Source organism: Streptosporangium sp. NPDC049046, from assembly GCF_040649155.1.
GTDB lineage: Bacteria > Actinomycetota > Actinomycetes > Streptosporangiales > Streptosporangiaceae > Streptosporangium.
The window spans coordinates 261,304-284,997 of record NZ_JBEZEZ010000010.1 but is presented as its reverse complement, the minus strand read 5'-3'; the positions used below and the strand labels follow the sequence as shown (position 1 = coordinate 284,997).

Below are 23,694 nucleotides of genomic sequence, written 5' to 3'. Positions count from 1 at the left end.
AATCAGGCCTCCACGCACACGATGCATCCCACCGGTTCAGCCGGGTCCACGTCAGCGATCGCGAACCCACGGGACAGCGCTTGACGGCGGCGGTCGAACTCGGCGTCGACCATGGCCTTGGCCTCCTCCAGGGAGTGGAACCCCCCGTGACCGAGATCGGCGAAGAGTCCGAACTGCACCATGTCACCGAAGCTGGAGGCGAACCTGCGCTCAGCCTCCGCCAGCTCGGCTTGATGCCAGCGGTCCATATCTGCCTTGAGGCGGTCGGCCTCCGCTGAGAGCTGCCTCTGGATGTGTTCCGCCCGCTTGAGGAGCCGACGGGTCGCCTCCTGTTGGGCAAGCGCCGCGGCGGTCTCGAAGCCCGCGGAGAACTTCTGCCGAGCCTTCTCGACGGTCTCGCTCCCCCCGGAGACACCTCGCTGCCGCAACCGCTGTATGTCGAAGTTCTCGTCCTGGCTCGGAGCTCCGGGAACGCCGTCGGCTGCCCACGGGACGAAGACCGGGATGAGCGGCTCTTCCAGGATTCTCCGCTCGTCTGAGACGATCCTGCCGACGAAGGTAAAGATCCATCCTTCGTTTCCCACACCTGGACGTACCACAACTCGATCGGAGGCCTGCTCGTCGTAGAGCCGGGTCCGGACACGCTGCAGCACGGCACGGACCAGGGGGTGAACAGGAGTGAGGAAGGCAATCCCACGGTTCGCCGGGTCAAGGGCCGCCGCACGACTGAAGGTCGCCGGGAACGGCTCCGCCGAAACCTGAGGGTATTGGCTGAGGAGCGGGCCGGCGTTGATCTCGATCACGTCTCCGGTGCCGGATACCCGGCCACCGCTTTGCTGGACCACGGAGGTGACCAGCCGCCGGAACTCCTCGAAGTCGGGGAGCAGCCAGCGTGCCTGCTCACGAGCGGCAGTGGTGTCCGCTTCTGCCTCTTTTTCATTGCGCATGCCTTGCATGAGGGCGAGCGCGCCGGTGCGTTCCAAGTAGTCGCGAACCTGCTGGGCGACCCGTTCGAGCCGTTCCTCGAGCTCCTGGTCGGAGAGGTCCTCAAGCAGGCCGTCGATGATCTCGTTGTGACCACCGACGCCGAGCACGTCACTGCTGGAACCGAGCTGCTTGGAGATCACCGCGAGCTTCTGGCGCAACCGCTGCAGGATCTCCTCATCCCGGGTGTCGGTCAGGTAGAGGTAGCTGATCTCGACAACGTTCCGCTGGCCGTACCGGTCGACGCGTCCGTTGCGCTGCTCCAGCCGGTTGGGGTTCCACGGAAGTTCGTAGTGGACCACGACGTGGCAGGCGTCCTGGAGGTTGAGTCCCTCCCCGGCGGCATCGGTGGCCAGGAGGATGGCTCCAGGGGTGGCGGCGAACCGCTCAAGCACCGCCCGCCGCTTCGCCAGCGAGACCTGCCCGTCGATGCGCAGCACCGGTCCGAGCCCGAGGTTCGCCTCCAGATAGTCCAGGGTGTCGCGGTACTCGGTGAAGATGATGACCCGTTCACCGCGGCGTCCCGCGCGGAAACCCTCCAGCCAGCCGCGCAGCCGGGTGAGTTTGCTGTCATCCCCCGGTGTCAGCGCTTCGACCATCTGCAGGAGGGTCGCGACAAGACGGCGCTCTTCCTGAAGATCCTCCTCCGGAAGGTGGGCCGCCACGCCTTCGAGAGCAATCTCTTCGACCGTGCCGAGCTCGGTCTCCGGAAGGACCGTATCCCCACGATACTGCTGCAACGCGTCCCGCCGTCTGCGCCCGATGTGCTCGACAGCAGGCACACCCATGCTCTCCGCGCGGCGGCGCAGGCTCTCACGCAGGGCATACGGGCTGGAGAGCGCCCGCTTCCGCAGCACCTCCAGGGCGAAGGCCTGAACGTAGTAGGAGTCCTTGCCGCGAAGCGCCCGCAGCACACGCTTGCTATGGCCACGAAGCCGCTGATGGATCTCCTTCTCCCTGCCGGTCGGAGTGACCTCGATCGGCTGCGGCGGATTGCGGCGGCTGATCGGCTGCGGTGGGTTGCCCCGGGCGACGTCGTCCTTGAGTCGACGCACGATGTATGGACGAACCAGCTCCGGGTCAAGGCGTCCGTCGTCAGCGGCCAGGTGCGGAGACAGCAGTTGCAAGAGGCTGGCGAACGACTCCGGGTAGCCGTTGTGCGGCGTGGCGGATAGCAGCAGCAGTTCCCGACTGTGATCCGCGAGCGTGCGAGCGAGGCGGCTTCGGTCGGTGGCCGACGAACGGCCCTCTCCCGCGTAGGCACGGGCCACGTGATGCGCTTCGTCGATGATGACTACGTCGAACGGCGGAGCGGCCTGAATCGCGGTGAGGTTGTTCTTCAGGTAGTCGATCGAGGAGACCGCGTACGGCACGGCCGTCCACGGACTCACCGTGGTTGGGTTGTCGCGGCGGAGCTCCAACCATTTCTTGCTGTCGACCTTGGCGAAGTCCAGGTTGAAGCGGAACCGCATCTCCTCGACCCACTGATCCTGCAGGCCCGCCGGACAGGCGATGAGGACCCGGTCCGCACGGCCACGTCGGGCAAGCTCCAGCAGGACAAGGCCAGCTTCGATGGTCTTACCGAGACCGACATCATCAGCGATCAGCAGCCGGACCTTCGGGCGTCGCAATCCCGCAAGAACCGGAACGAGTTGGTAAGGCTCAACATCGATGCGTCCGTGCTCAACGGCGAGGAGGTCACCTTTCCCGTGGGCCATGGTGAGTGCAAGGGCGTCGTGCAGCTCAGCGAGCCGTACGGGATTACCCGGCTCGAAACGAAGGCGAGTCGCCGCTTCCGCCTTCAGGGTAGGCTCGGCCTTGGCGAGCACGGTGAGACGGCGTGGACCGGGGCGATCATCGGCTCGGCGGAGATCCAGGAAGGTCTCTGTCCCACCCCCGCGAACCCCTTCGACCTCCCATAGCCGATCCCGGAGCCGCACCCGCATTCCGCGCTCGAACATGCCCGCGTGCTCTCCCCACTTGCTCCTATTGGCCGGAGGTAAGGCTATCGGGAGCCACATCACATGGGCACTGGCTAGCACTCGACTTCCTGGTCCAAATTGTTCTCATTGCGTGACATTCGGCGAGACTCCTAATATTGGTTAGCCCGCTGTGCTTCGCCCCCACCGGTAGCTGGTCTTGCGCCCGATTCCGAGAGCCCGACACGCCTCCGACCGTTCCCATGCCGGACAGCACCAGCTGCCAGTACTCCGACTCCACATCTAGCCTGCGCTTGGGCCCTCGCCTCGCCATCAACACGCCCTTCATGATCAGGTGTGTTGCGACAAGCACTAGAACCCGAGCGTCGCCTGGGGGTCAGTTTCACGTGTCGTCGACATTGACGATCTCTGCGCCGTGGACGCGCTCGGCAGGCCCGGTCGTTCGGTGGCAAGAGCCGACGAAGTCGGTTCGCGGCAGTCGATCGCCCCAGCCCGAGACATGAGAACCGAAGTGAGCGATCGTCACGGCATTTACTGGCGATTTCCCGGCTTTGAGGGCGCGCAGGGCGGTGCGTGCCCGGACCGGCCGAAGAGCCGCAGCCGGGCACGCAGACCGGTCGGCGCGCCCGGCGGGCCGCGCAGCGGGCCGCCTTTAAAAGACGAACAGATAAGTTTCTTTCGATCTTGAGCGGGCTGGTGTCGGGTCTCATGACCTGCGTGACAGATCGTGCTCAGGACGTGTGTGACACTTCGCCGAGTGCTGGCGGAGTTGAGCGTGGTCGAGCAGCGGTACCAAGCCGTGCTGCAGGTGTCATCCGGGGCGAGCGTCACCGAGGTCGCCCGCAGGTTCGGAGTCTCGCGTCAAACGGTGCACCGGTGGCTGAGCCGCTATCGCGATCAGGGCCTGGACGGGTTGTCGGACCGCTCGTCGCGCCCGCATACCTCCCCGGCTCGAACCCCGGCCGCGGTGGAGGCGTTGATCTGTGAGCTGCGCCGTAACCATCCCCGCTGGGGTGCCCGCCGGCTGGCGTGGGAGCTGACCCGTCGCCCCTGTCCCGGCCCGGTGCCGTCCCGGGCGACGGTGCATCGGGTGCTGGTGCGTCATGGCCTGGTGCAGCTCGCTCCTCGGGGGCGGCGGCGCGAGGATTACAAGCGCTGGCAGCGTTCTGAGCCGATGCAGCTGTGGCAGATGGACATCGTCGGCGGGATCATGCTGGCCGACGGCACCGAATGCAAGATCGTCACCGGCGTCGACGACCACTCCCGTTACTGCGTGGCCGCCACCGTGGTGATGCGGCCCACCGGCCGGGCTGTGTGCCTGGCCTTGGTCGACGCATTGAGTCGCCACGGCGTCCCTGATGAGCTGCTGACCGACAACGGCAAGCAGTTCACCGCCCGCTTCGGCCGCGGCGGAGAAGTGCTGTTCGACCGGATCTGCCGCGAGAACGCCATCACCCACCGGCTGACCCGCCCGCACTCGCCCACCACCACCGGCAAGGTCGAACGCTTCCACCAGAGTCTGCGCCGCGAACTGCTCAACGACCACGGCCCGTTCGACAGCATCGAGCACGCCCAGCAGGTCTTGGACGCCTTCGTCGCCGACTACAACACCCACCGCCCCCACCAAGCGCTGGACATGGCCCGCCCCACCGACCGATTCCGGCCCCGCTCCGGCGAGCGGCTGCCGCTGCGCCTGCCTGCGGACCTGCGCGCCGCAGGAGCACCCCCGCACCTGAGACCATCGATGAGCCGGTGACGGTGGCACCGGTGCCGGTCGAGACAGCAACGCCGGTGATGCCGGTGAACGGAATCGATCCGGTGGATCTGGCGGTGGAGTTCACCCGGGTCGTGCCGGCCTCGGGCAACCTGACCGTCTGCGGGCAGCAGTTCTGGCTCGGCACCCACCGTGCCGGTCTGACGCTCACCCTGCGAGCCGACGCCGGCACCGTCGAGCTGCTGGCCGCCGGGGTGAGGATCAAGAAGGTGCCCTCCCGGCTCACCCTCCAGCATCTGCGGCAGCTGATCGCTGAGGGCGGTACTCGCCTCCAACCCGCCGCACCAGCCCGCCCCGGCGCCGGCGGGGCGATCGAGGTGGAGCGGACCGTCAACGCCTCCGACGTGGTCTCCCTCGGTGGCCGGTCATTCCCGGTCGGCTCGCCGTTCGCTGGACGCCGGCTGACCGTCCGCCTGGAGGGCGCCGTGCTGCACCTGAGTGACGGGTCCACGCTGCTGCGCAGCCTGCCCAATCCGCTCACCGAGGATGAGACGGCCCGGCTGCGCGATGCGCGCCCTGCCGGGCCCGCGCCCCGGCCGGCCGCCGAACCGCTGCGGGTGCAGCGGCGGGTCAGCAGCCGCGGCTGGATCGCCGTCGCCGGGCAGCGCATCGGCGTCGGTATCGGTCACGCCGGAGCGACGGTGACCGTCGAAGCCACCGACGGCACCTTCCGCATCACCCGCGCCGGCCAGGTCATCGCCGAGGTCGCCCGCACCACCACCAAGCCCATCGCCCGGTTCAAAGTTCGAAAGCCGCAGCTTCCGATGCCCGGCATCCGCAGGACATCTTCTACCGATGATCGCGTGGGACACGAATGTCATGAGGCTGGCGTACCTTCCACACCGTGATCTCTTATGTGACCGGCGACGCGACCCATCCCCACGGCCAGGGACCAAAGGTCATCAGCCACGTGTGCAACGACATCGGCGGCTGGGGCAGGGGCTTCGTCCTTTCTCTCTCCCGGCACTGGCCACAGCCGGAAACCGACTACCGAGCCTGGCACCGCTCTGGTGACGACTTCCAGCTGGGCGCAATCCGGTTGGTGCAGGTCGAGCCCGGGCTGTGGGTCGCGAACATGATCGGCCAGCACGGTATCCGGCCCACCAAGGACGGCCCGCCTGTCCGCTACGACGCCCTGGAGCGTTGCCTGTCCCGCCTGGGCGACGAATCGCTGAGCCTCCACGCGAGTGTCCACATGCCTCGGATCGGAGCTGGTCTCGCAGGCGGCTCTTGGGAGCACATCGAACCGCTTATCCTCAAGCAGCTGACCGAGCGCGGTATCGCGGTCACGGTCTACGACCTGCCCTAACCGTTTTGCTCCGCTAAGAACCGAACCCGCAACATCCATGGTCGTACCAACCCGCGGTACTGTCACCCAAGAACATATCGAAGATCATCTAGCTGGAGTGTCACCCACCTCTCGAGCCGGATCTGTCGCACGGGTCCTGAGCCCCGACATCTTGAGCGGGCTGGCTGTCAGAGACTCCGGCCTGCGGGTTCGGCGCTGGTCCAGACGTGTTCGAAGCTGGTCAGGTAGGTCGTTGCGGTGCTGTTGGCTTCGGTGTGGGTCAGGTAGATGACCGGTGCTTCGGGGGCTCGGGTGCCGTAGGCGTGCAGGTTGATCAGGAGTTCGTTGTCGGCGCGGTAGATGGAGTTGTAGAGCACCGTGCGGTGCAGCCGCAGCTCGACTCGCTCGACGTCTTGGAGTGGCCGGTAGAGGGCGTGGGCGTTTCTGACCCTGCTGGCCATGACGTCGCCGCCGATGCCTTCCTCGGTGCCGCGGGTTGTCACGTGTGGGCTTTCGGGGTCGCCGAGCAGGATGCGTACGCGTACCCCGGCCTGTGCTCGGTCGGTGAGGATGCGCAGGAGTCCGGAGTCTTCGGCGAGGAACAAGCCGCTGTAGACAAGAATGTCGATGTTGGTCGTGGCGGACGCGAAGAACGTGCGCCAAGTGTCCGCCGGCACTGCCCACCGGTGCGGGTAGACGGCCTTCAACTCATGGGTGAGCCCTGAGCGGTGGCGGATGGCATCAGGCCACAGGTCGTTCTCGTCGACGTCGAGAAGATCCGCGACGGCCAGGCGGTGGCGGGGGTGGGGGATGCGGCCGGCCAGCCAGCGGGTGACGGTTTTGGGGTCGACGGTCAGGTGGGTGGCGACGTCGAGGGGTTGGAGCCGCGCGCGGATGAGGGCGTGGCGCAGGTTCTCGTTCATGGGATGGCACCTCCCGTGGCACGGTCAGTGCCTGCGACGTTAACATAAGACGTCCCTAGACGTCCCTAAGTTGCGGTGTCGATCTCCGACCCCGGAAGACAAAGCTCGTCGGCACGGGCTCCCACCCAAGGGACTGCGCCCGCCACGCTGACAGGAGCACATCCATGACCACCGCACGAGAAAGACAGCGCGCCCACCAGCAGGAGTTGCTGACCTTGCTGCGCGAGCAGCTGTCCTCGCTGGAGATCACCACCGTTCTGATCGTCGACAACACCGGACAGCCATGCCTGGAGGTCGTCGACCGGCACTTCCGTATCCGGCGGGTCTATGTCCAGACGGCGTTCCACTGGTTCTACTGGGGCGACCAGCTGGATGAGCGGACCTCTTCGCTGCGTCTGGCGAGTGCGGCCAAGCGGATTTCCACCGCGGCCCGGGAGGGCTGGCGCCAGGGTGAGCAGGAGCCTCTGACTGTCAATCTGAGCAAGATCGCCGACGCGTACCGTACCTGAGTCGATGATCTCTGAGACGAGCAGGTGGCTGACCGGCGGGCTGGTCTATCCTCAGATCGCCGACCGGCTCCGCGAAAAGATCACCTCTGGCGAGTATCCGGCCGGCGGGGCTCTGCCCTCCGAGGCGGCCCTAGTCGCGGAGTTCCACGTGGCCCGCACGACCGTCCGTCGTGGCCTGGCCATGCTGGAGAGCGAGGGGCTGATCGTCACGATGCCCGGCAAGGGGCGCGTGGTGAAGGAGGCGGGGCGCCAGGTCGGCGCGGCGGAATACCGGTATCAGGTGATCGCGAGGGATCTGCGGACACAGATCCGCGGGGGTGTCCTGGCTGTCGGGGCGGCGTTGCCGAGTGAGAACGCGCTTCGGCAGCAGTACGGGGCTTCGCGCAACACGGTGCGCCATGCCCTCGGTGAGCTGGAGCGCGAGGGGTTGATCGTGACCGCTCATGGCAAGGGCCGGTTTGTCCGTCCTCTCCCGGACTGAGACGTCCTGGGACGTCTCGGCTTGCGCACTGGATTCGCCTCGGGGGACGGCGTCTATCGTGAACCGCATGGGACAAGCTGAGTGGGCGCGTGACCTGGCCAAAGAGCTGCTGGAGCAGCCGTTGCCGCGCCGGTGGGCGCACACGCAAGGGGTGGCCGCGCGTGCCGAGTCGCTGGCGCCGATCCTGGGCCAGGAGTCCGACCTGCTGACCGCCTCGGCCTGGTTGCATGACATCGGGTATGCGCCGCAGCTGGTCGACACCGGGTTCCATCCGCTCGACGGTGCCCGTTACCTGCGCGAGGTGCATCAGGCCGATGACAAGCTCGTCCGGCTGGTGGCGCATCACTCGTGCGCGGTCTATGAGGCCACCGAGCGCGGCCTGCTGGACGTGCTGAACGAGGAGTTCGACCGGGAGCGTCCGGAGCTGGTGGAGGCGCTGACCTACTGCGACATGACCACCAGCCCGGACGGGCTTCCCCTGGAGGTCGATGTGCGGTTGGCGGAGATCCATTCCCGGTACGGTCCCGAGCATCTGGTGAGCCGGTCGATCGCCAACGCGACGCCGTGCATCACCTCGGCGGTGCGGGCGGTTCAGGTCGCGCTAGCCGATGTACGGCCCGGTGGTGCCGGCTAGGTAGTGGCCGATGCGCATGCGCATCGAGCGGTCCATGGTCAGTGAGTCGACCTGGCCGCGCGGCACCCACCGCACTTCGCGGGACTCGTCACTCGGCGTTGGCTCGCCGGAGAGCGGGCGGCCGGTGAGCACGATGGAGAACTCCTGTCGGGCTTCGCCGTCGCTGGTGTAGAGGATGACGTGCTTGGGGTCGGTGTAGGTGCCGACGATGCCGGTGATCTCGCACGTGATGCCGGTCTCCTCCAGCGTCTCGCGGATGGCCGCGGCTGGGAGGGACTCGCCGAGGTCGATGGCTCCGCCGGGGACGGCCCAGTTGTCGTTGTCGGTGCGGTGGATCATCAGGATGTCCCCGGCGTCGTTGGTGACGACGACGTTGACCGAGGGGACCAGGCTGTTGGGTGCGGGTGCGGAGGGGTCGTCGTAGAAGTCGATCCGGCGGGCCATGGGTCAGGACTCTACCGGCCTGGCTCCGGCCCAGACGGCTTCGAAGCTGTCGAGGTAGGTGGACACCATGCCGCCGCCTACTACCTTGCGCAGGTGCAGGACGGGTGCGTCTCCGGCGGGCATGCCGTACAGGTGGGTGTTGGCCAGAAGCTGGTCATCGCCGCGGTAGATGGAGTTGTACAGCACCGTGCGGTGCAGCCGAATCTCTACCCCTTCGACCTGGCGAAGCGGCCGGTACAGCACCAGCGACATCCGGATTTGGGCAGCCATGCCGTCGCCGATGCCCTCGTCCGCGCCGCGCTGGGCGACCTCGGGTGAATCGGGGTCGCCGAGCAGGATTCGCACCCGTACGCCTGCCTTGGCCTTGTCGGCGAACAGGCGCATGAGGCCGGTGTCTTGGGAGATGAAGGTGCCGCTGTAGACCAGCACGCCGATCTCTTCTCGGGCAGCGGAGAACAGACGTCCCCAGGCGTCCCGGGGCACGGCCCAGCGGTGCGGGTAGACGGTGACGATCTCGGTCTCGGAGACCGCGGCGGCCTGTTTGGGCGTCAGAGCGTTGGGCCAGAGGTAGGCCTCTTCGGCGTCGAGGTACTTGGCGACGGCGAAGCGGTGCTTGCGGTAGGGGGTGCGGCTTTGGGTGATCCACCGCTCCACGGTCTTGGCGTCCACCTCGATGGCCTCGGCCAGTTCGGCGATCGTCGTTCCCCGCTCCAGCAATGCCGTGCGCAACCGCTCGTTCGCCATCTCACCTGCCCGTAAAAAGGGACGTCCAGGGACGTGGCAATCGTAGACCGGACGTCCTGAACATGTCCCATCCTGTAGTGATCTCGTCCCGCCTCTGTGCCGCACTCTCGATATCGCAAGGCAGCAACAGCAGCGATCGAGAGGAGAGACACCGTGATCAACGACATTCGGCCGATCGACGAGACGCCCGCCTGCGTGTGCGGCGCGACCCTGGAGGAGGGGCGGATCGCCTGCCGCAAGTGCCTGGCCCGGGACCGGTGGATCCGGCGTCAGGGGCAGGCGGCCAAGCGCCGGACGAGCAAGCGGCGCGGGCAGAGCAGGCGCCCGGCCGGCCGGCCGCGCAACCTTGCCGAGGCGGGGGTGAACTGGACGTGACCACGATCCCGCTGATCATCGGCCTCGTCCTCGGGGCGGCCGTAGTGGTCGGCTACGTGCTCGTCATGGTCGGCATGTGCCAGGAGGACCGGCGGATGTCCCTGGGCGGCGTTCCTCCGACCCGGGCGGCGGGCTTGGCGCGGCGGGTCACTGGCTGCCACGTGCGCGGATGAGCGGCGAACTACTCGCGCTCGGCCAACTTCGACTCCACCCGTTCCAGGCGCTGCGACAGATCCCGCAGTGTGGCCCGCATCTCGGCCAGCTCCTCCGCAGCCGGCGGCAAAGCCGGGGCGGCGTCGTCGCGGACGAAGACGCCCTTGCCCTGCTGGCCGATGACCAGCCCTTCGTTTCGTAGCACCCCGACGGCGAGTTTCACCACGCTCAGCGACGCCTCGTACGTCGTGGCGAGTTGGGTCGTGGACGGCAGCGGATTTCCGGGTGCCAAGGTGCCGCGCCGGATCTGCTCGCGCAGGTCGTCGGCGATCTGCAGATAGCCGGGTCGCCCGGTGTTCTTGACCATCGCCCCTCTTCTGTCGCGAGTGCTCCCTAGTTCAGCACAAAGGCGCGACCAAGCCAACCACGCGACCATTGACACCCATGGCAACTAGGTTGACTATGTTGTCCTAGCCAAATAAGGAGGTACATCCATGCGCAACATCCCGATCCCCGTCGATGTCCACCGACTCCGCTTCACCTGCGTCAAGGCCGCCCGTCCCCGCGTGGTCGACCAGGACACCGGCAAGATCAAGACCGACAAGGAGGGCAACAAGATCTACGAGTCCGTCCTGCTCGCCGAGGACGAGTTGGGCCGGATCGAACTGGTCAAGGTCGGAACCTCCGGACAACCCCCGATCGCTCCCGGCCAGGACGTCGTGCCGACCGCAATGGTCGGCTACGTCTGGGAGATCCCGCAGAACGGCGCCTCGCGATGGGGTATCAGCTACAAAGCCACCTCCATCGTCCCCGTCTCCGGCATCCCCGCGGGAGAGCAGGGTGCCTGACTCCCTGAGGCTCGCCCTCATCGTCCTGGCCTCCATCGCGGTCACTCTGTGGGCGTGGCGGCGCTTTCATCGCCGGTCGTTCTGGCTGGTCGCCGCCTACCCGCTCACCGCGCTCAGCGTTCGCGCCACCTGGCGCAAGGTCGCCCTCGGGTGCGGGCTGACGAAGAAGCGGGCGCGCTGGGCCTTCACCCTCACCCCCGGCGCCCTCGTCTCCACCGGCACCGTCAAGGTACGGCGCCGCTTTCGCCGAGTCGCCGTCGACACCAAACCCTGGATGTGGCTGCCCATGCCCACCCGGCACGGCTGGCGCGCCACCCTGCACCTGCTGGAAGGCCAGATCCCCGATGACTACGCCCAGGCCGCCGAACGCCTCGCCCACTCCTGGGGCGTGCACGCCGTCCGCGTCTCCTCACCCCGCCCCGGACGACTCGTCATCAACACCACCATCCGCGACCCCCTCGTCCAGGTCGACCGGCTACCGCCCTCCACCGACCTGCTCAAGGTCACCGTGGGACGGCTGGAGACCGGCAAACCCTGGGTGATCGACTTCCGGACCGTGCCGCACTGGATCAACGCCGGAGCCACCCAGTCCGGCAAGTCCAACCTCGCCAACGCCCTGCTCGTCGGCCTGGCCCCGCAACCGGTCGCCCTGGTCGGCTTCGACCTCAAAGGCGGCGTGGAGTTCACCCCCTACGCCGCACGCCTGTCCGCGCTGGCCACCGAGCGCGCCGAATGCACCCGGCTGCTGGCCGACCTGATCGGCATGATGATCGACCGGATGGGCCTGTGCCGGATGACCGGCGCCCGCAACATCTGGCAGCCCCCTCCGGCGGTGCGCCCGGTTCCGGTCGTGGTACTCGTCGACGAGCTGGCCGAGCTGTACCTGATGGCCGACAAGTCCGAGAAGGACGACATCGCCAGGACCTCCACCGCACTGCTGCGCATCGGACAGCTCGGCCGCGCGTTCGGGATCTACCTGTTCTGCTCCGGCCAGCGCATCGGCTCCGACCTCGGCCCCGGCGTCACCGCACTGCGCGCCCAGTGCTCGGGACGCATCTGCCACCGGGTCAACGACCCTGAAACCGCGACCATGACCCTCGGCGACCTCGACCCCGCCGCCCTGGTCTCCGCCCGCGCGATCCCCGCCGAAACCCCCGGCGTCGCGATCGTCGCCTCCCAAGACGGCCAGTGGTACCGGGCCCGCTCCTTCTACGTCGCCGAGAACACCGCCGAACACGCCGCCAAGACCTACGCGCACCTGACCCCGTCCTGGGACGACCTCACCGCCGCCCAACCGGTCGACGTCCCCGCCTAACCCCCCGTACCCACTGACTTCTGAAGGGAGGAACCATGACGCGAAACCTGCTCGCCGCCCTGCTCGACTCCGGACCAGTGATCCTTCTGGCCGCGATCGCCGGGGCCGGCTCGTTCACCCACATCCGCGACACCGCCACCGAACACGGACAGAGCGGCTGGATGGCCTGGGCCGTCGCCGTGTGCGTCGACCTCACCTGTGTCATGGCCGCCCGCGAACGCCAGCGCGACAAGAAGACCGGACGCGTCCGGGACGGCCTGGCCTCCTGGCCCACCCTCGTCCTCATCCTCGGCATCGTCCTGTCCCTGTCCGCCAACCTCCACCAAGCCGAAGCCTCCACCTGGGGCTGGATCACCGCCGCCACCCCGGCGGGCGCGTTCCTAATCGCCGTCTCCATGCTCGAACGCCGCGCTTCTGGCCCCAGCCTCGAACCGTCCCCATCCCCGTCCTCCGAGCTGGCCCCGGTGCCCGCCCTCGTCCCCGCCACCCAGGACGACAAGGACGGCCAGGACGAAGCCGCGGACGGGCCGTCCTCGGAACTCGTCGACTATGCCCGCCGCGTGGCCGCCGAGTACCAGAACGCCCAGGGCAAGCCGATCAGCCGCGACACCCTGCGCGCCCGCCTGGGCGTGTCCAACCAGCTCGCCTCTGACCTGCTGCGCACCCTGCGCACCACCTCCGAGGCCGCCCGATGAAAGAAGACCTCACACCCGCGCACGACAGCGAGCAGGAACCGCCCGCGCTGATCGCGCCCAAGCGGTGGCGGTGCTGCGACTGCGGGGGCACCGGCCTCGACAGCCACGGCATCACCTGCGAGTCCTGCGACGGTCTCGGCTTCTGCTGAAACCGTCGGCGCCCCCGGCCTGGCCGTACATCCGCCAAGACGCCTGCCAGGTCGGGGGCCATCCCCCTCACCCAACGAGTGAAAGGAGGAGACCATCTTGCCCACAACACGCCCCGACACGCACGCGATCGCAGGCATGATCACTCGCCTGAACGATCCGAAGTACCCCCGCTGGGCCGCTCGGCTCCGCGCCACCGGCGGCTGTCGCCAGCCCATCCACATGCGGGGCCGCGTCCTGCACGTCGACCGCGCCACCGGCCGGCTCCTGCACCGCTACACCACCGCCACCGAACCCGAAGGCGTCCTGCACCTGCCGTGCAAGACCCGCCGCGCCTCCCGTTGCCCGGCCTGCGCCGAGGTCTACCGCGCCGACACCTACCAGTTGATCCGCGCGGGCCTGGTGGGCGGCAAGGGTGTCCCGACCTCGGTCACCGCACACCCGTGCCTGTTCATCACCCTGACAGCCCCATCATTCGGAGTCGTCCACACCCGACGGGAGAAGAACGGCAAGACCCTGCCCTGCCACGCCCGCCGCGACGCGCAGACCTGCTCGCACGGGCGCGTCATATCCTGCACCACCCGACACGGAGCCGACGAATCGTGTCTCGGTGAACCGCTGTGCCCGGACTGCTACGAGTACACGGGATCGGTGCTGTTCAACGCGGTCTCCCCGAAGCTCTGGCAGCGCTTCACCGACGCTCTGCGGCGACGCGTCGCCAAGACGGCTGGCCTGACCCTGCGGGAGCTCCGCGAGCGCCTGACGATCTCCTTCGCCAAAGTCGCCGAGTACCAGAAGCGCGGGGTCGTCCACTTCCACGCCGTCATCCGCCTCGACGGGCCGGACGGACCCGGCTCACCGCCTCCGGGCTGGGCGACGGCGGAGATGCTGACGCACGCCGTACAGCACGCCGTCCGAGCGGTGACCGTGACCGTTCCCGCGACAGGCGACGAACCGGCGCGCATTCTGCGCTGGGGCCAGCAGCTCGACGTCCGTCAGATCACCATGGACGGCGAACTCTCCGACCAGGCCGTGGCCGGCTACATCGCCAAGTACGCCACCAAAGCCGCCGAGTGCGTCGGCACCCTGGACCGGCGCATCAACCCCCTCGACGACCTGGCCGCCTTCAACCTCCGCGACCATCCCCGCCGCCTCATCGCCGAATGCCAGCGCCTGGGCGCCCTGGACGAGTTGGCCGATCTCCGCCTTGCCCACTGGTCCCACATGCTGGGCTTCCGCGGCCACTTCTCCACCCGCTCCCGCCACTACTCCATCACCATCGGCTCCATCCGCGACGAACGCCGCGACTTCGCCCGCACCGAAGAGGTCACCACCGGACGCCTGCCCCTCTTCGACGAGGACACCGTCATCGTCATCACCAACTGGGAGTACGCAGGCAAGGGGTTCTCCGTCGGTGACGCGCTTCTGGTGAGTGCCCTTACCGGTACGTCGCATCCCTGGGGGTCGCATGACTCTCGATGACAGCCTCTGGGGCGTGGCCGAGGCGTCGCGCTTCCTGCGAGTGCCCGTCGCCACGCTCTACCAGTGGCGTCACCTCGGCACCGGTCCGGAGAGTCACAAGGTCGGCCGTCATGTTCGCTACCTGCCGGAAGACGTCGTGGCCTGGGTGCGGAGGCAGCCGTGACCGTCTACGACCGCTGGCACAAGATGGTGAAGCAGCCTGACGGCACCACGAAGAAGGTCCGCAGCTCCGAGTACGGCATCGGCGATCGGTGGCAGGTGCGCTGGCGTGACGAGTCCGGAAGCCAGCGCAAGAGGAACTTCGCCAAGAAGGCCGGCCAGGACGCGAACACCTGCGCGGAGGCGTTCGACGCACAGATCACGAACGAGCTGAACCGCGGTACCTACATCGATCCGAACGCCGGAAAGATCACGGTCAGGGAGTACGGCGAGAACTGGCTTGAGGCCCAGACCTTCGACCGGTCGTCGTACGAGCTAGTGGAGATCCGTCTACGGCTCCACGTTTATCCCGTCCTCGGGGAGAGGGAGCTGCGGGCGCTGCGTCCCAGCCTTCTTCAGGCGTGGTTGCGCGGTCTTCAGAAGAAGCTCGCCCCGAACTACGTCCGGACCGTCTTCGCCCACCTGTCCGCGCTCCTGAACGCCGCCGTGGACGACGGGGTGATCCCCAAGAACCCCTGTCACGCGGGATCGGTGAAGCCGCCGAGAGCGGAGTCCAAGAAGATCACGCCCTGGTCGGTGGAGCAGGTGAAGACCGTCGCCGGTGCCGTCGCACGACGCTACGAGGTCATGGTCCAGGCGGCTGCGACGCTCGGACTCCGGCAAGGCGAGGCGTTCGGCCTGGCCGTCGACGACATCGACTTGGCGGCCGGAGTCGTCCACGTGCGGCGGCAGGTCAAGATGCTGAAGGACCGTCAGATGCTCTTCGCCCCGCCCAAGGGCGGCAAGGTCCGTGACGTTCCGCTGCCGGAGAGCCTTGCCTTGCGGCTTTCCGATCACCAACTGGCCTTCCCTCCGGTCGAGATCACACTGCCCTGGCGAATGCTGGAAGGGCCGCCGCACTCGGCAGAGCTGATCTTCACGACCAGGCTGCACAGCCTGATCAACCGGACCGAGTTCAACCGCTTCGTCTGGAAGCCGACCCTGATCAAGGCGGGCATCCCGACGACCCGTGAGAACGGCTTCCACATGCTCCGCCATCACTTCGCCTCGGTGCTCCTGGAGCGGGGTGTGTCCATCAAGGCGGTGGCCGACTTCCTCGGGCACGCGGACCCCGGGTTCACCCTGCGGACCTACACGCACCTCATGCCCTCCAGCGAAGACCGCATGAGGCAGGTCATCGAGGACGCGTGGGCGACGGGCCGAAGTGCCCTGGATGTGCCCTGAAAGCCCCACCGAACGAGATCACCGCAGGTCAGAGAACCGGCAGCTCAGAACATCGAGATATGCACGTGGTCGATGTGGTTGGCGGTGTTGCCGCCTCGGTTGGACATCATCTTCCATCCGGCGCCCGTGCGGACGTCGTAGTACTTCTGCTGCCAGATGATGTACATGACCCCGAGGCGGTTGCCGTTGTCGATGGCCCACTGGGCGAGGCGGTTGCCGCGCGCCAGGGCGTCCGCCGCGGGGACGCTGCCACCGGAGCTCATCATGAAGTCGCAGGCCCGGCCGCTGCCGTGTTCGCCGGGGTCGCCGGGGCGCAGGCAGCCGTAGCCGTAGGGCATCGGGAAGTTCTGCAGCACGAGGTTGCGCATGGTGACCGTACGGGGGGTGAGGCCGCCGTTGCCCGAGGGGGTCTGGAAGCCGTACTTGGCCAGGAGTCTCTCGATCCTGACCCGCTGTCGCTTGAGGTCGGCGATGTCCTTCTTGAGCTTGACGATCTTCGCGTCGGCGGACTTCTCCGCGGTCTTGGCCTTCTTGATGAGGTCCCTGACCCGGTTGAGCTGGCTGGCTCGGCGGCTGGCCAGGTGGGACATGGTGGCGGCCTGGCTGAGGGCCTGGTTGGCGTCGCCCTGGAAGCTCAGCAGGCTGCCGTCGTCGAGGGCGCCGCCCATGTAGGCGGTCTGGGCGAAGCGCACGACGTCGGTCTCGGCCCTGGCCAGGGCGCGCCTGAGGCTTTTGGCGGTGGTGGTGGCCTTGCCCGCCTGGACCCGGGTCTCCTCCAGGCTCTGCACCTGACCGCGGTAACTCTTGTTGATCGCGGCGGCCTCTTGGGTGAGCCTCTTGAGTTCGGCCTCGGGGTTGGGTCTGGCGGTCCGGAGGGGTGCGGCTCCGGCGACGGCAGGCGACAGGAGCATCACGGTGAGTGTTACAGCCAATGCGGCTGCGCGAGTTGGCCTCACGCTTCGCTCACCTCCGAGCACCCTCATAGACGGAGCGAAACTATAGAAGGCGATCTTGACGCTCGCCACCGGAACGAAGGAACTCGCGCACCATTGGTGAACTATATGCCCCTTTAGGGGGATTTAAAGAAGTACTGCAGGACATGCCACTCCTGTCACTCCGGTGAATCCTCGCACAGAACACACCACGCCGTCCGCACCGGGAAGAGCATCACGAAGACCATCGTCAAGACCCCGCGAAGGCCATCGCCGGGACCGTCACGAAGAGCGCCCCACGAGCGTCACGAAGAGCGCGACGAAGAGTCCGACCAAGAGCATGACAAGGAGTCCGACGAGGACACGGCGAGGATCTGGCCGAGACGCCACGAGGACACGGGGAGAGCGCGGGAAGGGCTCCGAAGACGTCCGGCGACTCTTGTCATCAGCGGTAGAACATGATTCGGTCTCAAACAGCGTCTCAAGCACCGGCAGGGCGCGTCGCGTCCTCCCCAGCCGATGAGACCATCCGAGAATCGCGACTCTGGCCCGCCCACCAGGAGGCAACACATCATGCGCCAGCACGACACGCTCTTCATCGGAGGCGACTGGGTGGCCCCCGCGGGAACCGGCGTCATCGACGTCGTCTCCCCTCACACCGAGGAGGTCGTCGGCCGGGTCCCCGACGGCACCCCGGCCGACATGGACCGGGCGGTGGCCGCCGCCCGCCAGGCGTTCGACCACGGCCCGTGGCCGCGGATGACGATGGCCGAGCGCGCGGCCGTCGTCGGCAGGCTCGCCGAGATCTACGCGGCCCGCCAGGGCGAGATCGCCGAGCTCATCACCCTGGAGATGGGCTCCCCGATCACCTTCTCCCAGCTGGCGCAGGCCCCGCAGCCGCTCGGCATGCTCCAGTACTACGCCGAGCTGGGCAAGACCTTCCCCGTCGAGGAGGAGCGCCCGGGAACGTTCGGCAGCGTGACCGTCCGCCGCGAGCCGGTGGGCGTGGTCGCCGCGGTGGTCCCGTGGAACGTCCCGCAGTTCGTCATCATGATCAAGCTGGCCCCGGCCCTCGTCGCGGGATGCACGGTCGTGGTCAAGCCCGCGCCCGAGACCCCGCTCGACTCCTACCTGCTGGCCGAGATGATCAAGGAGGCGGGCATCCCCGACGGCGTGGTCAACATCGTCGCCGCCGGGCGCGAGACGAGCGAGTACCTGATCTCCCATCCCGGTGTGGACAAGGTCGCCTTCACCGGCTCCACCGCCGCCGGTCGGCGCATCGCGGCGATCTGCGGCGAGCAGCTCAAGCGGTGCACCCTGGAGCTGGGCGGCAAGTCCGCGGCGATCATCCTCGACGACTGCGACCTGCCCTCCGCGATGGGCTTCCTCTCGATCGCCTCGCTGATGAACAACGGCCAGGCGTGCGTCGCCCAGACCCGCATCCTCGCCTCGCGCAACCGCTACGACGAGGTCGTGGACGCGGTCTCGGCGATGGTGCGGGGCATGCCGGTCGGCGACCCCGCCGACCCGGCCACCGGCATCGGCCCGATGGTCGCCAAGCGGCAGCAGGAGCGGGTCGAGAGCTACATCAGGATCGGCATCGACGAGGGCGCCAAGCCGGTCGTCGGCGGTCTGGAGCGCCCTTACGACCGCGGCTGGTACGTGGCGCCGACCGTCTTCGCGGGGGCCACCAACGAGATGCGCATCGCCCGCGAGGAGATCTTCGGGCCGGTCCTGGCCGTGATCCCGTACGAGGACGAGAAGGATGCGGTCCGCATCGCCAACGACAGCGACTACGGCCTGGCGGGGACGGTGTGGACCGCCGACACCGAGCGCGGCATGGACATCGCCCGCCAGGTGCGCACCGGCACCTACGGCGTGAACCTCTTCATGATCGAGAACAGCTCGCCCTTCGGCGGTTTCAAGGGCAGCGGCCTCGGCCGCGAACTGGGTCCGGAAGGGCTGTCCGCCTATCTGGAGTACAAGTCGATCGCCCGTCTGGGCTGAGGGGACCGCTCCCCGGGCGTGCCCGTACGGCGCACACCGTTCCACGGTTGCCGGGTCGGTCCGTTGACCACCCCCAGGTGTGCCCGTACGGCTCGCGACGAGTCGTACGGGCACACCGCCGGACGGCCGCCCAACGCACCCCCGCGACGCTGGGCGACCGTCCGGCCACGAGAAGTATGGCCTGCGACGATCCCCGAACGATGATTCGGTTTCGCGCACTTCTCCCGGCGGATTCCATCCGCTGCCGTGATAGACGTCTTTCAGCCGCGAAAGGTTCGGGAAACGACGGAAAGAGTTTGGCGGGCGATCTCGAACTCCTCGTCCGTGGGGATCACCGCGACCTTCACGGCCCCGCCGTCGGCGGAGACGAGCGTGTCGCCGCGGGCGTTGCGCACCGGGTCGACGACGATGCCGAGCGCCCAGAGACCCGCGAGCGCCCGCTCCCTGACCAGGGCGGAGTTCTCCCCGACGCCGCCGGTGAAGGCGATGACGTCGACCGTGCCGAGGACGGCGTAGTAGGCGCCGACGTACTTGCGGAGCCGGTGGCAGTAGACCGAGAGGGCCAGTTCGGCGTCGGGGTCGCCCGCGGCCACCCGCTCCGTCACCGCACGCATGTCGTTGTCCCCGCACAGGCCGAGCATGCCGCTGCGCCGGTTGAGCAGCGCGTCGATCTCGTCGAGGGACATGCCCGCCGTACGCGCCAGGTAGAGGACCACCGCCGGGTCCAGGTCGCCGCTGCGGGTCCCCATCACGAGCCCTTCGAGCGGGGTCATGCCCATGGACGTGTCCACGCACCGCCCCGCGGACACCGCCGAGGCACTGGCCCCGTTGCCGAGGTGCAGGACGATCACGTTGGCCTCGGGCCCGTCGGCGAGGAGTGCGGCCTGGCGCGAGACGTACGCGTGTGAGGTGCCGTGGAAGCCGTAACGCCGCACGCCCAGCCGCGCGGCCACCTCGCGGTCGATCGCGTACGTCGAGGCGGCCGGGGGGATCGTGGCGTGGAAGGCGGTGTCGAAGACGGCGACCTGCGGCAGGTCGGGGCGGAGCCGCCTGGCGACCTCGATGCCCGCCAGGTTCGCGGGGTTGTGCAGCGGCGCGAGTGGGATGAGTCGCTCGATCCCTCTCACCACCTCGTCGGTGATGAGGGTGGGCCGGGTGAAGTCCGTCCCCCCGTGCACCACCCGGTGCCCGATCGCGGTGAGTTCCGGTGAGTCGAGTCCCAGTCCTTCGGCGGCGAGCCGCTCGGCGACGGCCTTCAGCGCCGCCCGGTGGTCGGGTACCGGGGAGCCGGGCTCGCCGATGCGCTCCACCGTTCCCGAGGCGAGCCGCTCGGCGCCGGACAGGAGCCGGTACTTCAGCGAGGAGGACCCCGAGTTGAGGACGAGCACGTGGTCGGCACCCCCGTCCAGGCCGGAGACCTCGGTCGTCCGCGCGGCTCGTTCGCTCATTCGGTGACCTCCTGCGCCTGTACGGCGGTGATGGCGACGGTGCTCACGATGTCGGTGACCAGGGCTCCGCGCGACAGGTCGTTGACCGGCCTGCGCAACCCCTGCAGGACGGGTCCGACCGCGACGGCTCCGGCCGAGCGTTGCACGGCCTTGTAGGTGTTGTTGCCGGTGTTCAGGTCCGGGAAGATCAGCACGGTCGCCCGGCCGGCGACCCGCGACCCGGGCAGCTTGGCGGCGGCGACCCTGGCGTCCACCGCCGCGTCGTACTGGATCGGCCCCTCGACCAGCAGGTCGGGTGCCCGTTCCGCGACCAGGGCGGTGGCGGCGCGGACCTTGTCGACGTCGGCACCGCTGCCCGACTCGCCGGTGGAGTAGGAGAGCATCGCGATCCTCGGCTCGACGCCGAACCGCCTCGCCGTACGGGCCGAGGAGATCGCGATGTCGGCGAGCATCTCGGCGCCGGGGTCGGGGTTGATCGCGCAGTCGCCGTAGACGAGCACCCGGTCGGCCAGGCACATGAAGAAGACCGAGGAGACGATCGAGGTGTCGGGCACCGTCTTGATGATCTGGAAGGCGGGCAGGATCGTGGCGGCCGTGGTGTGCGCGGCCCCGGAGACCATGCCGTGCACCAGGCCCCGGTGCAGCATCATCGTGCCGAAGAAGTTGACGTCGGCGACCACGTCCATCGCCGGCTCGAAGGTCATCCCCTTGTGCGCCCTCAGCGCCGCGTACTCCTCGGCGAACGACTCCCGCAGCGGCGAGGTGAGCGGGTCGACGACGGTCACCCCGGACAGGTCGAGGCCGAGGTCGCCGATCCGCCGCCGCACCACGTCCTCCCTGCCGAGGAGGGTGAGGTCGACGATGCCGCGCCGCAGGAGGATGTCGGCCGCCCGCAGGATGCGGTCCTCCTCGCCCTCGGGCAGCACGATGTGGCGCCGGTCGGCCCGCGCCCGTTCCAGCAGGGTGTGCTCGAACATCATCGGGGTGACCCGTTCCGAGCGGGTCAGTTCGATCCTGTCGGCGAGACCGGTCGCGTCCACGTGCGCCTCGAAGTGGCCGAGGGCCGTCTCGATCTTGCGGGGGTTGTCCGCGGTGAGCCGTCCCTCCAGCTCGGCGAGGGTGGTCGCCACGGTGAAGCTGTCCTGTTTGGCCGCGAGCACCGGCACGCCGGGCGCGAGGCGGGCGGTGAGCTCCATCACGGCCTCGCTGGGCCGCTCCCCCACGGTGAGGACGACCCCGGCCGGCCTCGCCGTACCGGCGGCCTCGACGGCGAGCGAGACCAGCAGCAGGTCCGCGCGGTCGCCCGGCGTGATCACGAGCGCGCCGTCGACGAGGTGCTCAAGGAAGACCGGGAGCGTGGCCCCGCCGAAGACGAAGCCGAGCACGTCGCGGAGCAGGCCGTCCTCGGCGCCCTGGATGAGCTCGGCGTCCACGGCCCGCATGACCTGTCCGACGGTCGGCGCCGACAGTGAGGGGTGCTCCGGTACGGCGTAGTGGGGCACCGGCAGGTCGCACTCGATGACCGTGCCCTCGGGCACCCGGTTGGCGATCACCGCGAGCACGGTGCAGCCCAGGTCGGAGAAGACCTGGTAGCCGGTGCGCATCTCCGTCGCGATCTCCTCGGCGTCGTCGCCGTGCGCGCCCACCACCACGATCACCGGGGCGCCGAACTCGGCGGCGAGGCGGGCGTTGAAGGCGAGCTCGCGCGGCAGGTCGTCGGTGTCGAAGAAGCTGCCGAGCACCAGCATGGCGTCGCACTCGCGCTCCAGGGTGTGGAAGCGGGCGACCAGGCGGCCGATGAGCTCCTCGGCACCCCGCTCCGCGTAGATCTCCGCGGCCTCCTCGGCGCTCACCCCGGTCGCCGAGGCCGCGGGGCGGTATCTGGCCCGGAGCAGCTCCATCACCCGGTCCTCACCGCCACCGGTGATCGGCCGGAACACTCCCGTGCGGTCGGCCCGCCCGCTCAGCAGCTCCATCATGCCGAGCTCGACGATCTGCCTGCCGTCTCCCCGCCCAAGACCCGCAACGTAGATGCTTCGCATGCGTCCTGTTCCGTCCCCTCGCCGCCGCCTCGCCGCTGCCCGTGCCGCCGCCTCGGGCCGGTGTCCGTACCGCTGCCTGGGCCACTACCCGCGGCCGTCGCCGCTGCCCGCCGCCGTCACGTCACCTTTGCCGCGTCGCCTTCGCCATACGGTCAATCTTCACGAGGATAGACATTCCGGAGGGCCGGAACGGGTCGCGACCCACCTCCCGACGCGACGGACCAGATCCGGTGTGGCCACCGTCTCCGCGTGGCCGAAGCCGGGCTCGATCCACAGCTCCTTCGGCTCGTTCGCGGCCTCGTAGATCTGGTGCGCGTGGTCGAGGGGGAAGAACCGGTCCGCGTCGCCGTGCACGACCAGGAGCGGCACTGGTGAGATCTTCGCCGCCGCCTCGTACGGCGCCAGCGGGAGCGGGTCCCACACGCCCTTCATGATCCGGGTGCGCTTGCCGAGCCGCGCGGCGAGCCGCCCGGCCGGCCTCTCGATCGCCCAGTGCACCTGGCGCATCGGCCTGGTCCCCCGGTAGTACCACCGGGCGGGCGCGCTCACCGACACCACCGCCTCCACGCCGCCCAGCACCCCCGCGTGCCGTACGGCGACCGCACCGCCCATGGAGAACCCGACGGTCACCACCCTGCGGTAGCCGATCGCCCGCGCGTGCCGTACCGCCGCCTCCATGTCGAAGATCTCCCTGTCTCCCACGGTCGACATACCTGCGGAACGGCCGTGTCCCCTGAAGTCGAACGCCACCACCCCGCCGAACCCGCTGAGCACGTGGGCGATACGGCGTGTGGCGCGTTCCCTGAACGATCCGGTGAAGCCGTGGGCGAGGACGATCCCGAGATCGTCCTCGCCGCGTGAAGGGGTGTGGGCGGCGTCTATCCGCAGGTTGTCCCGGGTTCTGAGCATCGCGGGAAACGAGGGTGCGAGAGGCATGGATCCGAGCTTAGGCAGTGCCGGTCGCCCGGTCGCGTCCCGCCCGTCCCCCTTCTTCGTCCCCCTTACTTCCGTGCCCCGTTCACAGCCGGTCCGCCTCGCTCACCTCCGACCGCGCACCGGACACCCCCGGCCCGGTCGCGAACCCGCCGCGGCAAGGCCGAAACCGCGATCCGCGCTACCTCCCGCCGCCCTCCGCCGGAGGGCTGG

General features: G+C 68.6%; 25 protein-coding genes. 16 read left to right on the top strand and 9 right to left on the bottom strand.

Features of this window, described 5'->3' with window-relative positions; translation table 11 throughout:
• Positions 1-2 precede the first annotated feature (2 nt).
• Entirely contained in the window at positions 3-2,813 is a 2,811-nt protein-coding gene (locus tag AB0B96_RS17075; RefSeq protein WP_362899595.1) for a helicase-related protein, read from the bottom strand.
• Between the two features lie 853 nt (positions 2,814-3,666).
• On the opposite strand from AB0B96_RS17075, the gene AB0B96_RS17070 reads away from it, so the two are divergent.
• The 3 genes from AB0B96_RS17070 to AB0B96_RS17060 are packed head-to-tail and all read left to right on the top strand — an operon-like array spanning position 3,667 to position 6,007.
• A complete protein-coding gene (locus AB0B96_RS17070) occupies positions 3,667-4,680 on the top strand; it encodes an IS481 family transposase (RefSeq protein WP_362899593.1) in 1,014 nt (337 codons plus the stop codon).
• The gene (locus AB0B96_RS17065) at positions 4,677-5,546 is read left to right on the top strand and encodes a hypothetical protein (RefSeq protein WP_362899591.1); all 870 of its coding nucleotides are present in this window, start codon (positions 4,677-4,679) and stop codon (positions 5,544-5,546) included. Before AB0B96_RS17070 ends, AB0B96_RS17065 begins: the two co-directional genes overlap by 4 nt.
• Positions 5,543-6,007: a macro domain-containing protein gene (locus AB0B96_RS17060; protein WP_362899589.1), complete on the top strand. Its 465-nt coding sequence runs from the start codon at positions 5,543-5,545 to the stop codon at positions 6,005-6,007. Before AB0B96_RS17065 ends, AB0B96_RS17060 begins: the two co-directional genes overlap by 4 nt.
• Positions 6,008-6,174: 167 nt before the next feature.
• On the opposite strand, the gene AB0B96_RS17055 is transcribed toward AB0B96_RS17060, so the two are convergent.
• Positions 6,175-6,909, bottom strand: a complete 735-nt coding sequence (locus AB0B96_RS17055) for an XRE family transcriptional regulator (RefSeq protein ID WP_362899587.1) — start codon at positions 6,907-6,909, stop codon at positions 6,175-6,177.
• Positions 6,910-7,073: 164 nt separating this feature from the next.
• Here AB0B96_RS17055 and AB0B96_RS17050 point away from each other — a divergent pair, with 164 nt between their 5' ends.
• From AB0B96_RS17050 to AB0B96_RS17040, 3 genes are all read left to right on the top strand, one after another.
• Complete coding sequence (locus AB0B96_RS17050) at positions 7,074-7,418, top strand: hypothetical protein (protein ID WP_362899585.1); 345 nt, start codon at positions 7,074-7,076, stop codon at positions 7,416-7,418.
• Positions 7,419-7,422: 4 nt separating this feature from the next.
• Positions 7,423-7,899 carry a GntR family transcriptional regulator gene (locus AB0B96_RS17045; protein WP_362899583.1) on the top strand — a complete coding sequence of 159 codons (477 nt, stop codon included), beginning with the start codon at positions 7,423-7,425 and terminating at the stop codon, positions 7,897-7,899.
• Positions 7,900-7,966: 67 nt separating this feature from the next.
• Entirely contained in the window at positions 7,967-8,533 is a 567-nt protein-coding gene (locus AB0B96_RS17040; RefSeq protein ID WP_362899581.1) for an HD domain-containing protein, read from the top strand.
• On the opposite strand, the gene AB0B96_RS17035 is transcribed toward AB0B96_RS17040, so the two are convergent.
• Positions 8,501-8,977 carry an NUDIX domain-containing protein gene (locus tag AB0B96_RS17035; RefSeq protein ID WP_362899579.1) on the bottom strand — a complete coding sequence of 159 codons (477 nt, stop codon included), beginning with the start codon at positions 8,975-8,977 and terminating at the stop codon, positions 8,501-8,503. The genes AB0B96_RS17040 and AB0B96_RS17035 overlap by 33 nt on opposite strands.
• Before the next feature lie 3 nt (positions 8,978-8,980).
• A complete protein-coding gene (locus tag AB0B96_RS17030) occupies positions 8,981-9,721 on the bottom strand; it encodes an XRE family transcriptional regulator (protein WP_362899577.1) in 741 nt (246 codons plus the stop codon).
• Positions 9,722-9,874: 153 nt separating this feature from the next.
• On the opposite strand from AB0B96_RS17030, the gene AB0B96_RS17025 reads away from it, so the two are divergent.
• Together AB0B96_RS17025 and AB0B96_RS17020 are read left to right on the top strand one after the other, a co-directional pair.
• Positions 9,875-10,096 carry a hypothetical protein gene (locus AB0B96_RS17025; protein WP_362899575.1) on the top strand — a complete coding sequence of 74 codons (222 nt, stop codon included), beginning with the start codon at positions 9,875-9,877 and terminating at the stop codon, positions 10,094-10,096.
• A complete protein-coding gene (locus AB0B96_RS17020; RefSeq protein ID WP_362899573.1) occupies positions 10,093-10,269 on the top strand; it encodes a hypothetical protein in 177 nt (58 codons plus the stop codon). Before AB0B96_RS17025 ends, AB0B96_RS17020 begins: the two co-directional genes overlap by 4 nt.
• An 8-nt stretch (positions 10,270-10,277) precedes the next feature.
• Here the strand turns inward: AB0B96_RS17020 and AB0B96_RS17015 are convergent, their stop codons facing one another.
• Positions 10,278-10,616 carry a winged helix-turn-helix domain-containing protein gene (locus AB0B96_RS17015; protein ID WP_362899571.1) on the bottom strand — a complete coding sequence of 113 codons (339 nt, stop codon included), beginning with the start codon at positions 10,614-10,616 and terminating at the stop codon, positions 10,278-10,280.
• A gap of 127 nt (positions 10,617-10,743) precedes the next feature.
• On the opposite strand from AB0B96_RS17015, the gene AB0B96_RS17010 reads away from it, so the two are divergent.
• From AB0B96_RS17010 to AB0B96_RS16980, 7 genes are all read left to right on the top strand, one after another.
• On the top strand, positions 10,744-11,097 hold the full coding sequence (locus AB0B96_RS17010; RefSeq protein ID WP_362899569.1) for a hypothetical protein: 354 nt from the start codon (positions 10,744-10,746) through the stop codon (positions 11,095-11,097).
• The gene (locus tag AB0B96_RS17005; RefSeq protein ID WP_362899567.1) at positions 11,090-12,412 is read left to right on the top strand and encodes an FtsK/SpoIIIE domain-containing protein; all 1,323 of its coding nucleotides are present in this window, start codon (positions 11,090-11,092) and stop codon (positions 12,410-12,412) included. Before AB0B96_RS17010 ends, AB0B96_RS17005 begins: the two co-directional genes overlap by 8 nt.
• Positions 12,413-12,447: 35 nt before the next feature.
• The gene (locus AB0B96_RS17000; RefSeq protein ID WP_362899565.1) at positions 12,448-13,107 is read left to right on the top strand and encodes a DUF2637 domain-containing protein; all 660 of its coding nucleotides are present in this window, start codon (positions 12,448-12,450) and stop codon (positions 13,105-13,107) included.
• Positions 13,104-13,256, top strand: coding sequence for a hypothetical protein (locus tag AB0B96_RS16995; protein ID WP_362899563.1), 153 nt, complete (start codon positions 13,104-13,106; stop codon positions 13,254-13,256). The genes AB0B96_RS17000 and AB0B96_RS16995 overlap by 4 nt, the downstream gene beginning before the upstream one ends.
• Positions 13,257-13,353: 97 nt before the next feature.
• The gene (locus tag AB0B96_RS16990; RefSeq protein ID WP_362899561.1) at positions 13,354-14,736 is read left to right on the top strand and encodes a replication initiator; all 1,383 of its coding nucleotides are present in this window, start codon (positions 13,354-13,356) and stop codon (positions 14,734-14,736) included.
• Positions 14,723-14,899, top strand: a complete 177-nt coding sequence (locus tag AB0B96_RS16985) for a helix-turn-helix domain-containing protein (RefSeq protein WP_350976569.1) — start codon at positions 14,723-14,725, stop codon at positions 14,897-14,899. The genes AB0B96_RS16990 and AB0B96_RS16985 overlap by 14 nt, the downstream gene beginning before the upstream one ends.
• Positions 14,896-16,119, top strand: coding sequence for a tyrosine-type recombinase/integrase (locus tag AB0B96_RS16980; protein WP_362899559.1), 1,224 nt, complete (start codon positions 14,896-14,898; stop codon positions 16,117-16,119). The genes AB0B96_RS16985 and AB0B96_RS16980 overlap by 4 nt, the downstream gene beginning before the upstream one ends.
• A 44-nt stretch (positions 16,120-16,163) precedes the next feature.
• Here the strand turns inward: AB0B96_RS16980 and AB0B96_RS16975 are convergent, their stop codons facing one another.
• Positions 16,164-17,030, bottom strand: coding sequence for a hypothetical protein (locus tag AB0B96_RS16975; protein WP_362899557.1), 867 nt, complete (start codon positions 17,028-17,030; stop codon positions 16,164-16,166).
• Between the two features lie 594 nt (positions 17,031-17,624).
• On the opposite strand from AB0B96_RS16975, the gene AB0B96_RS16970 reads away from it, so the two are divergent.
• Positions 17,625-19,058, top strand: a complete 1,434-nt coding sequence (locus AB0B96_RS16970; RefSeq protein WP_362899555.1) for an aldehyde dehydrogenase — start codon at positions 17,625-17,627, stop codon at positions 19,056-19,058.
• Between the two features lie 260 nt (positions 19,059-19,318).
• Here the strand turns inward: AB0B96_RS16970 and AB0B96_RS16965 are convergent, their stop codons facing one another.
• The 3 genes from AB0B96_RS16965 to AB0B96_RS16955 all read right to left on the bottom strand — a co-directional run bounded on the left by AB0B96_RS16965 (position 19,319) and on the right by AB0B96_RS16955 (position 23,484).
• A complete protein-coding gene (locus tag AB0B96_RS16965) occupies positions 19,319-20,506 on the bottom strand; it encodes an acetate kinase (RefSeq protein WP_362899553.1) in 1,188 nt (395 codons plus the stop codon).
• A complete protein-coding gene (pta, locus tag AB0B96_RS16960) occupies positions 20,503-22,548 on the bottom strand; it encodes a phosphate acetyltransferase (RefSeq protein ID WP_362899551.1) in 2,046 nt (681 codons plus the stop codon). Before pta ends, AB0B96_RS16965 begins: the two co-directional genes overlap by 4 nt.
• Positions 22,549-22,707: 159 nt before the next feature.
• Entirely contained in the window at positions 22,708-23,484 is a 777-nt protein-coding gene (locus AB0B96_RS16955) for an alpha/beta fold hydrolase (protein ID WP_362899549.1), read from the bottom strand.
• Positions 23,485-23,694 lie beyond the last annotated feature (210 nt).

Excerpts from the sequence above, each read along its gene's own strand:
- AB0B96_RS17055 (WP_362899587.1), bottom strand. The coding sequence starts at position 6,909 with ATGAACGAGAACCTGCGCCACGCCCTCATCCGCGCGCGGCTCCAACCC.
- AB0B96_RS17050 (WP_362899585.1), top strand. The coding sequence starts at position 7,074 with ATGACCACCGCACGAGAAAGACAGCGCGCCCACCAGCAGGAGTTGCTG.
- AB0B96_RS17045 (WP_362899583.1), top strand. The coding sequence starts at position 7,423 with ATGATCTCTGAGACGAGCAGGTGGCTGACCGGCGGGCTGGTCTATCCT.
- AB0B96_RS17040 (WP_362899581.1), top strand. The coding sequence starts at position 7,967 with ATGGGACAAGCTGAGTGGGCGCGTGACCTGGCCAAAGAGCTGCTGGAG.
- AB0B96_RS17035 (WP_362899579.1), bottom strand. The coding sequence starts at position 8,977 with ATGGCCCGCCGGATCGACTTCTACGACGACCCCTCCGCACCCGCACCC.
- AB0B96_RS17030 (WP_362899577.1), bottom strand. The coding sequence starts at position 9,721 with ATGGCGAACGAGCGGTTGCGCACGGCATTGCTGGAGCGGGGAACGACG.
- AB0B96_RS17015 (WP_362899571.1), bottom strand. The coding sequence starts at position 10,616 with ATGGTCAAGAACACCGGGCGACCCGGCTATCTGCAGATCGCCGACGAC.
- AB0B96_RS17010 (WP_362899569.1), top strand. The coding sequence starts at position 10,744 with ATGCGCAACATCCCGATCCCCGTCGATGTCCACCGACTCCGCTTCACC.
- AB0B96_RS17000 (WP_362899565.1), top strand. The coding sequence starts at position 12,448 with ATGACGCGAAACCTGCTCGCCGCCCTGCTCGACTCCGGACCAGTGATC.
- AB0B96_RS16995 (WP_362899563.1), top strand. The coding sequence starts at position 13,104 with ATGAAAGAAGACCTCACACCCGCGCACGACAGCGAGCAGGAACCGCCC.
- AB0B96_RS16985 (WP_350976569.1), top strand. The coding sequence starts at position 14,723 with ATGACTCTCGATGACAGCCTCTGGGGCGTGGCCGAGGCGTCGCGCTTC.
- AB0B96_RS16975 (WP_362899557.1), bottom strand. The coding sequence starts at position 17,030 with ATGCTCCTGTCGCCTGCCGTCGCCGGAGCCGCACCCCTCCGGACCGCC.
- AB0B96_RS16970 (WP_362899555.1), top strand. The coding sequence starts at position 17,625 with ATGCGCCAGCACGACACGCTCTTCATCGGAGGCGACTGGGTGGCCCCC.
- AB0B96_RS16965 (WP_362899553.1), bottom strand. The coding sequence starts at position 20,506 with ATGAGCGAACGAGCCGCGCGGACGACCGAGGTCTCCGGCCTGGACGGG.
- pta (WP_362899551.1), bottom strand. The coding sequence starts at position 22,548 with ATGCGAAGCATCTACGTTGCGGGTCTTGGGCGGGGAGACGGCAGGCAG.
- AB0B96_RS16955 (WP_362899549.1), bottom strand. The coding sequence starts at position 23,484 with ATGCCTCTCGCACCCTCGTTTCCCGCGATGCTCAGAACCCGGGACAAC.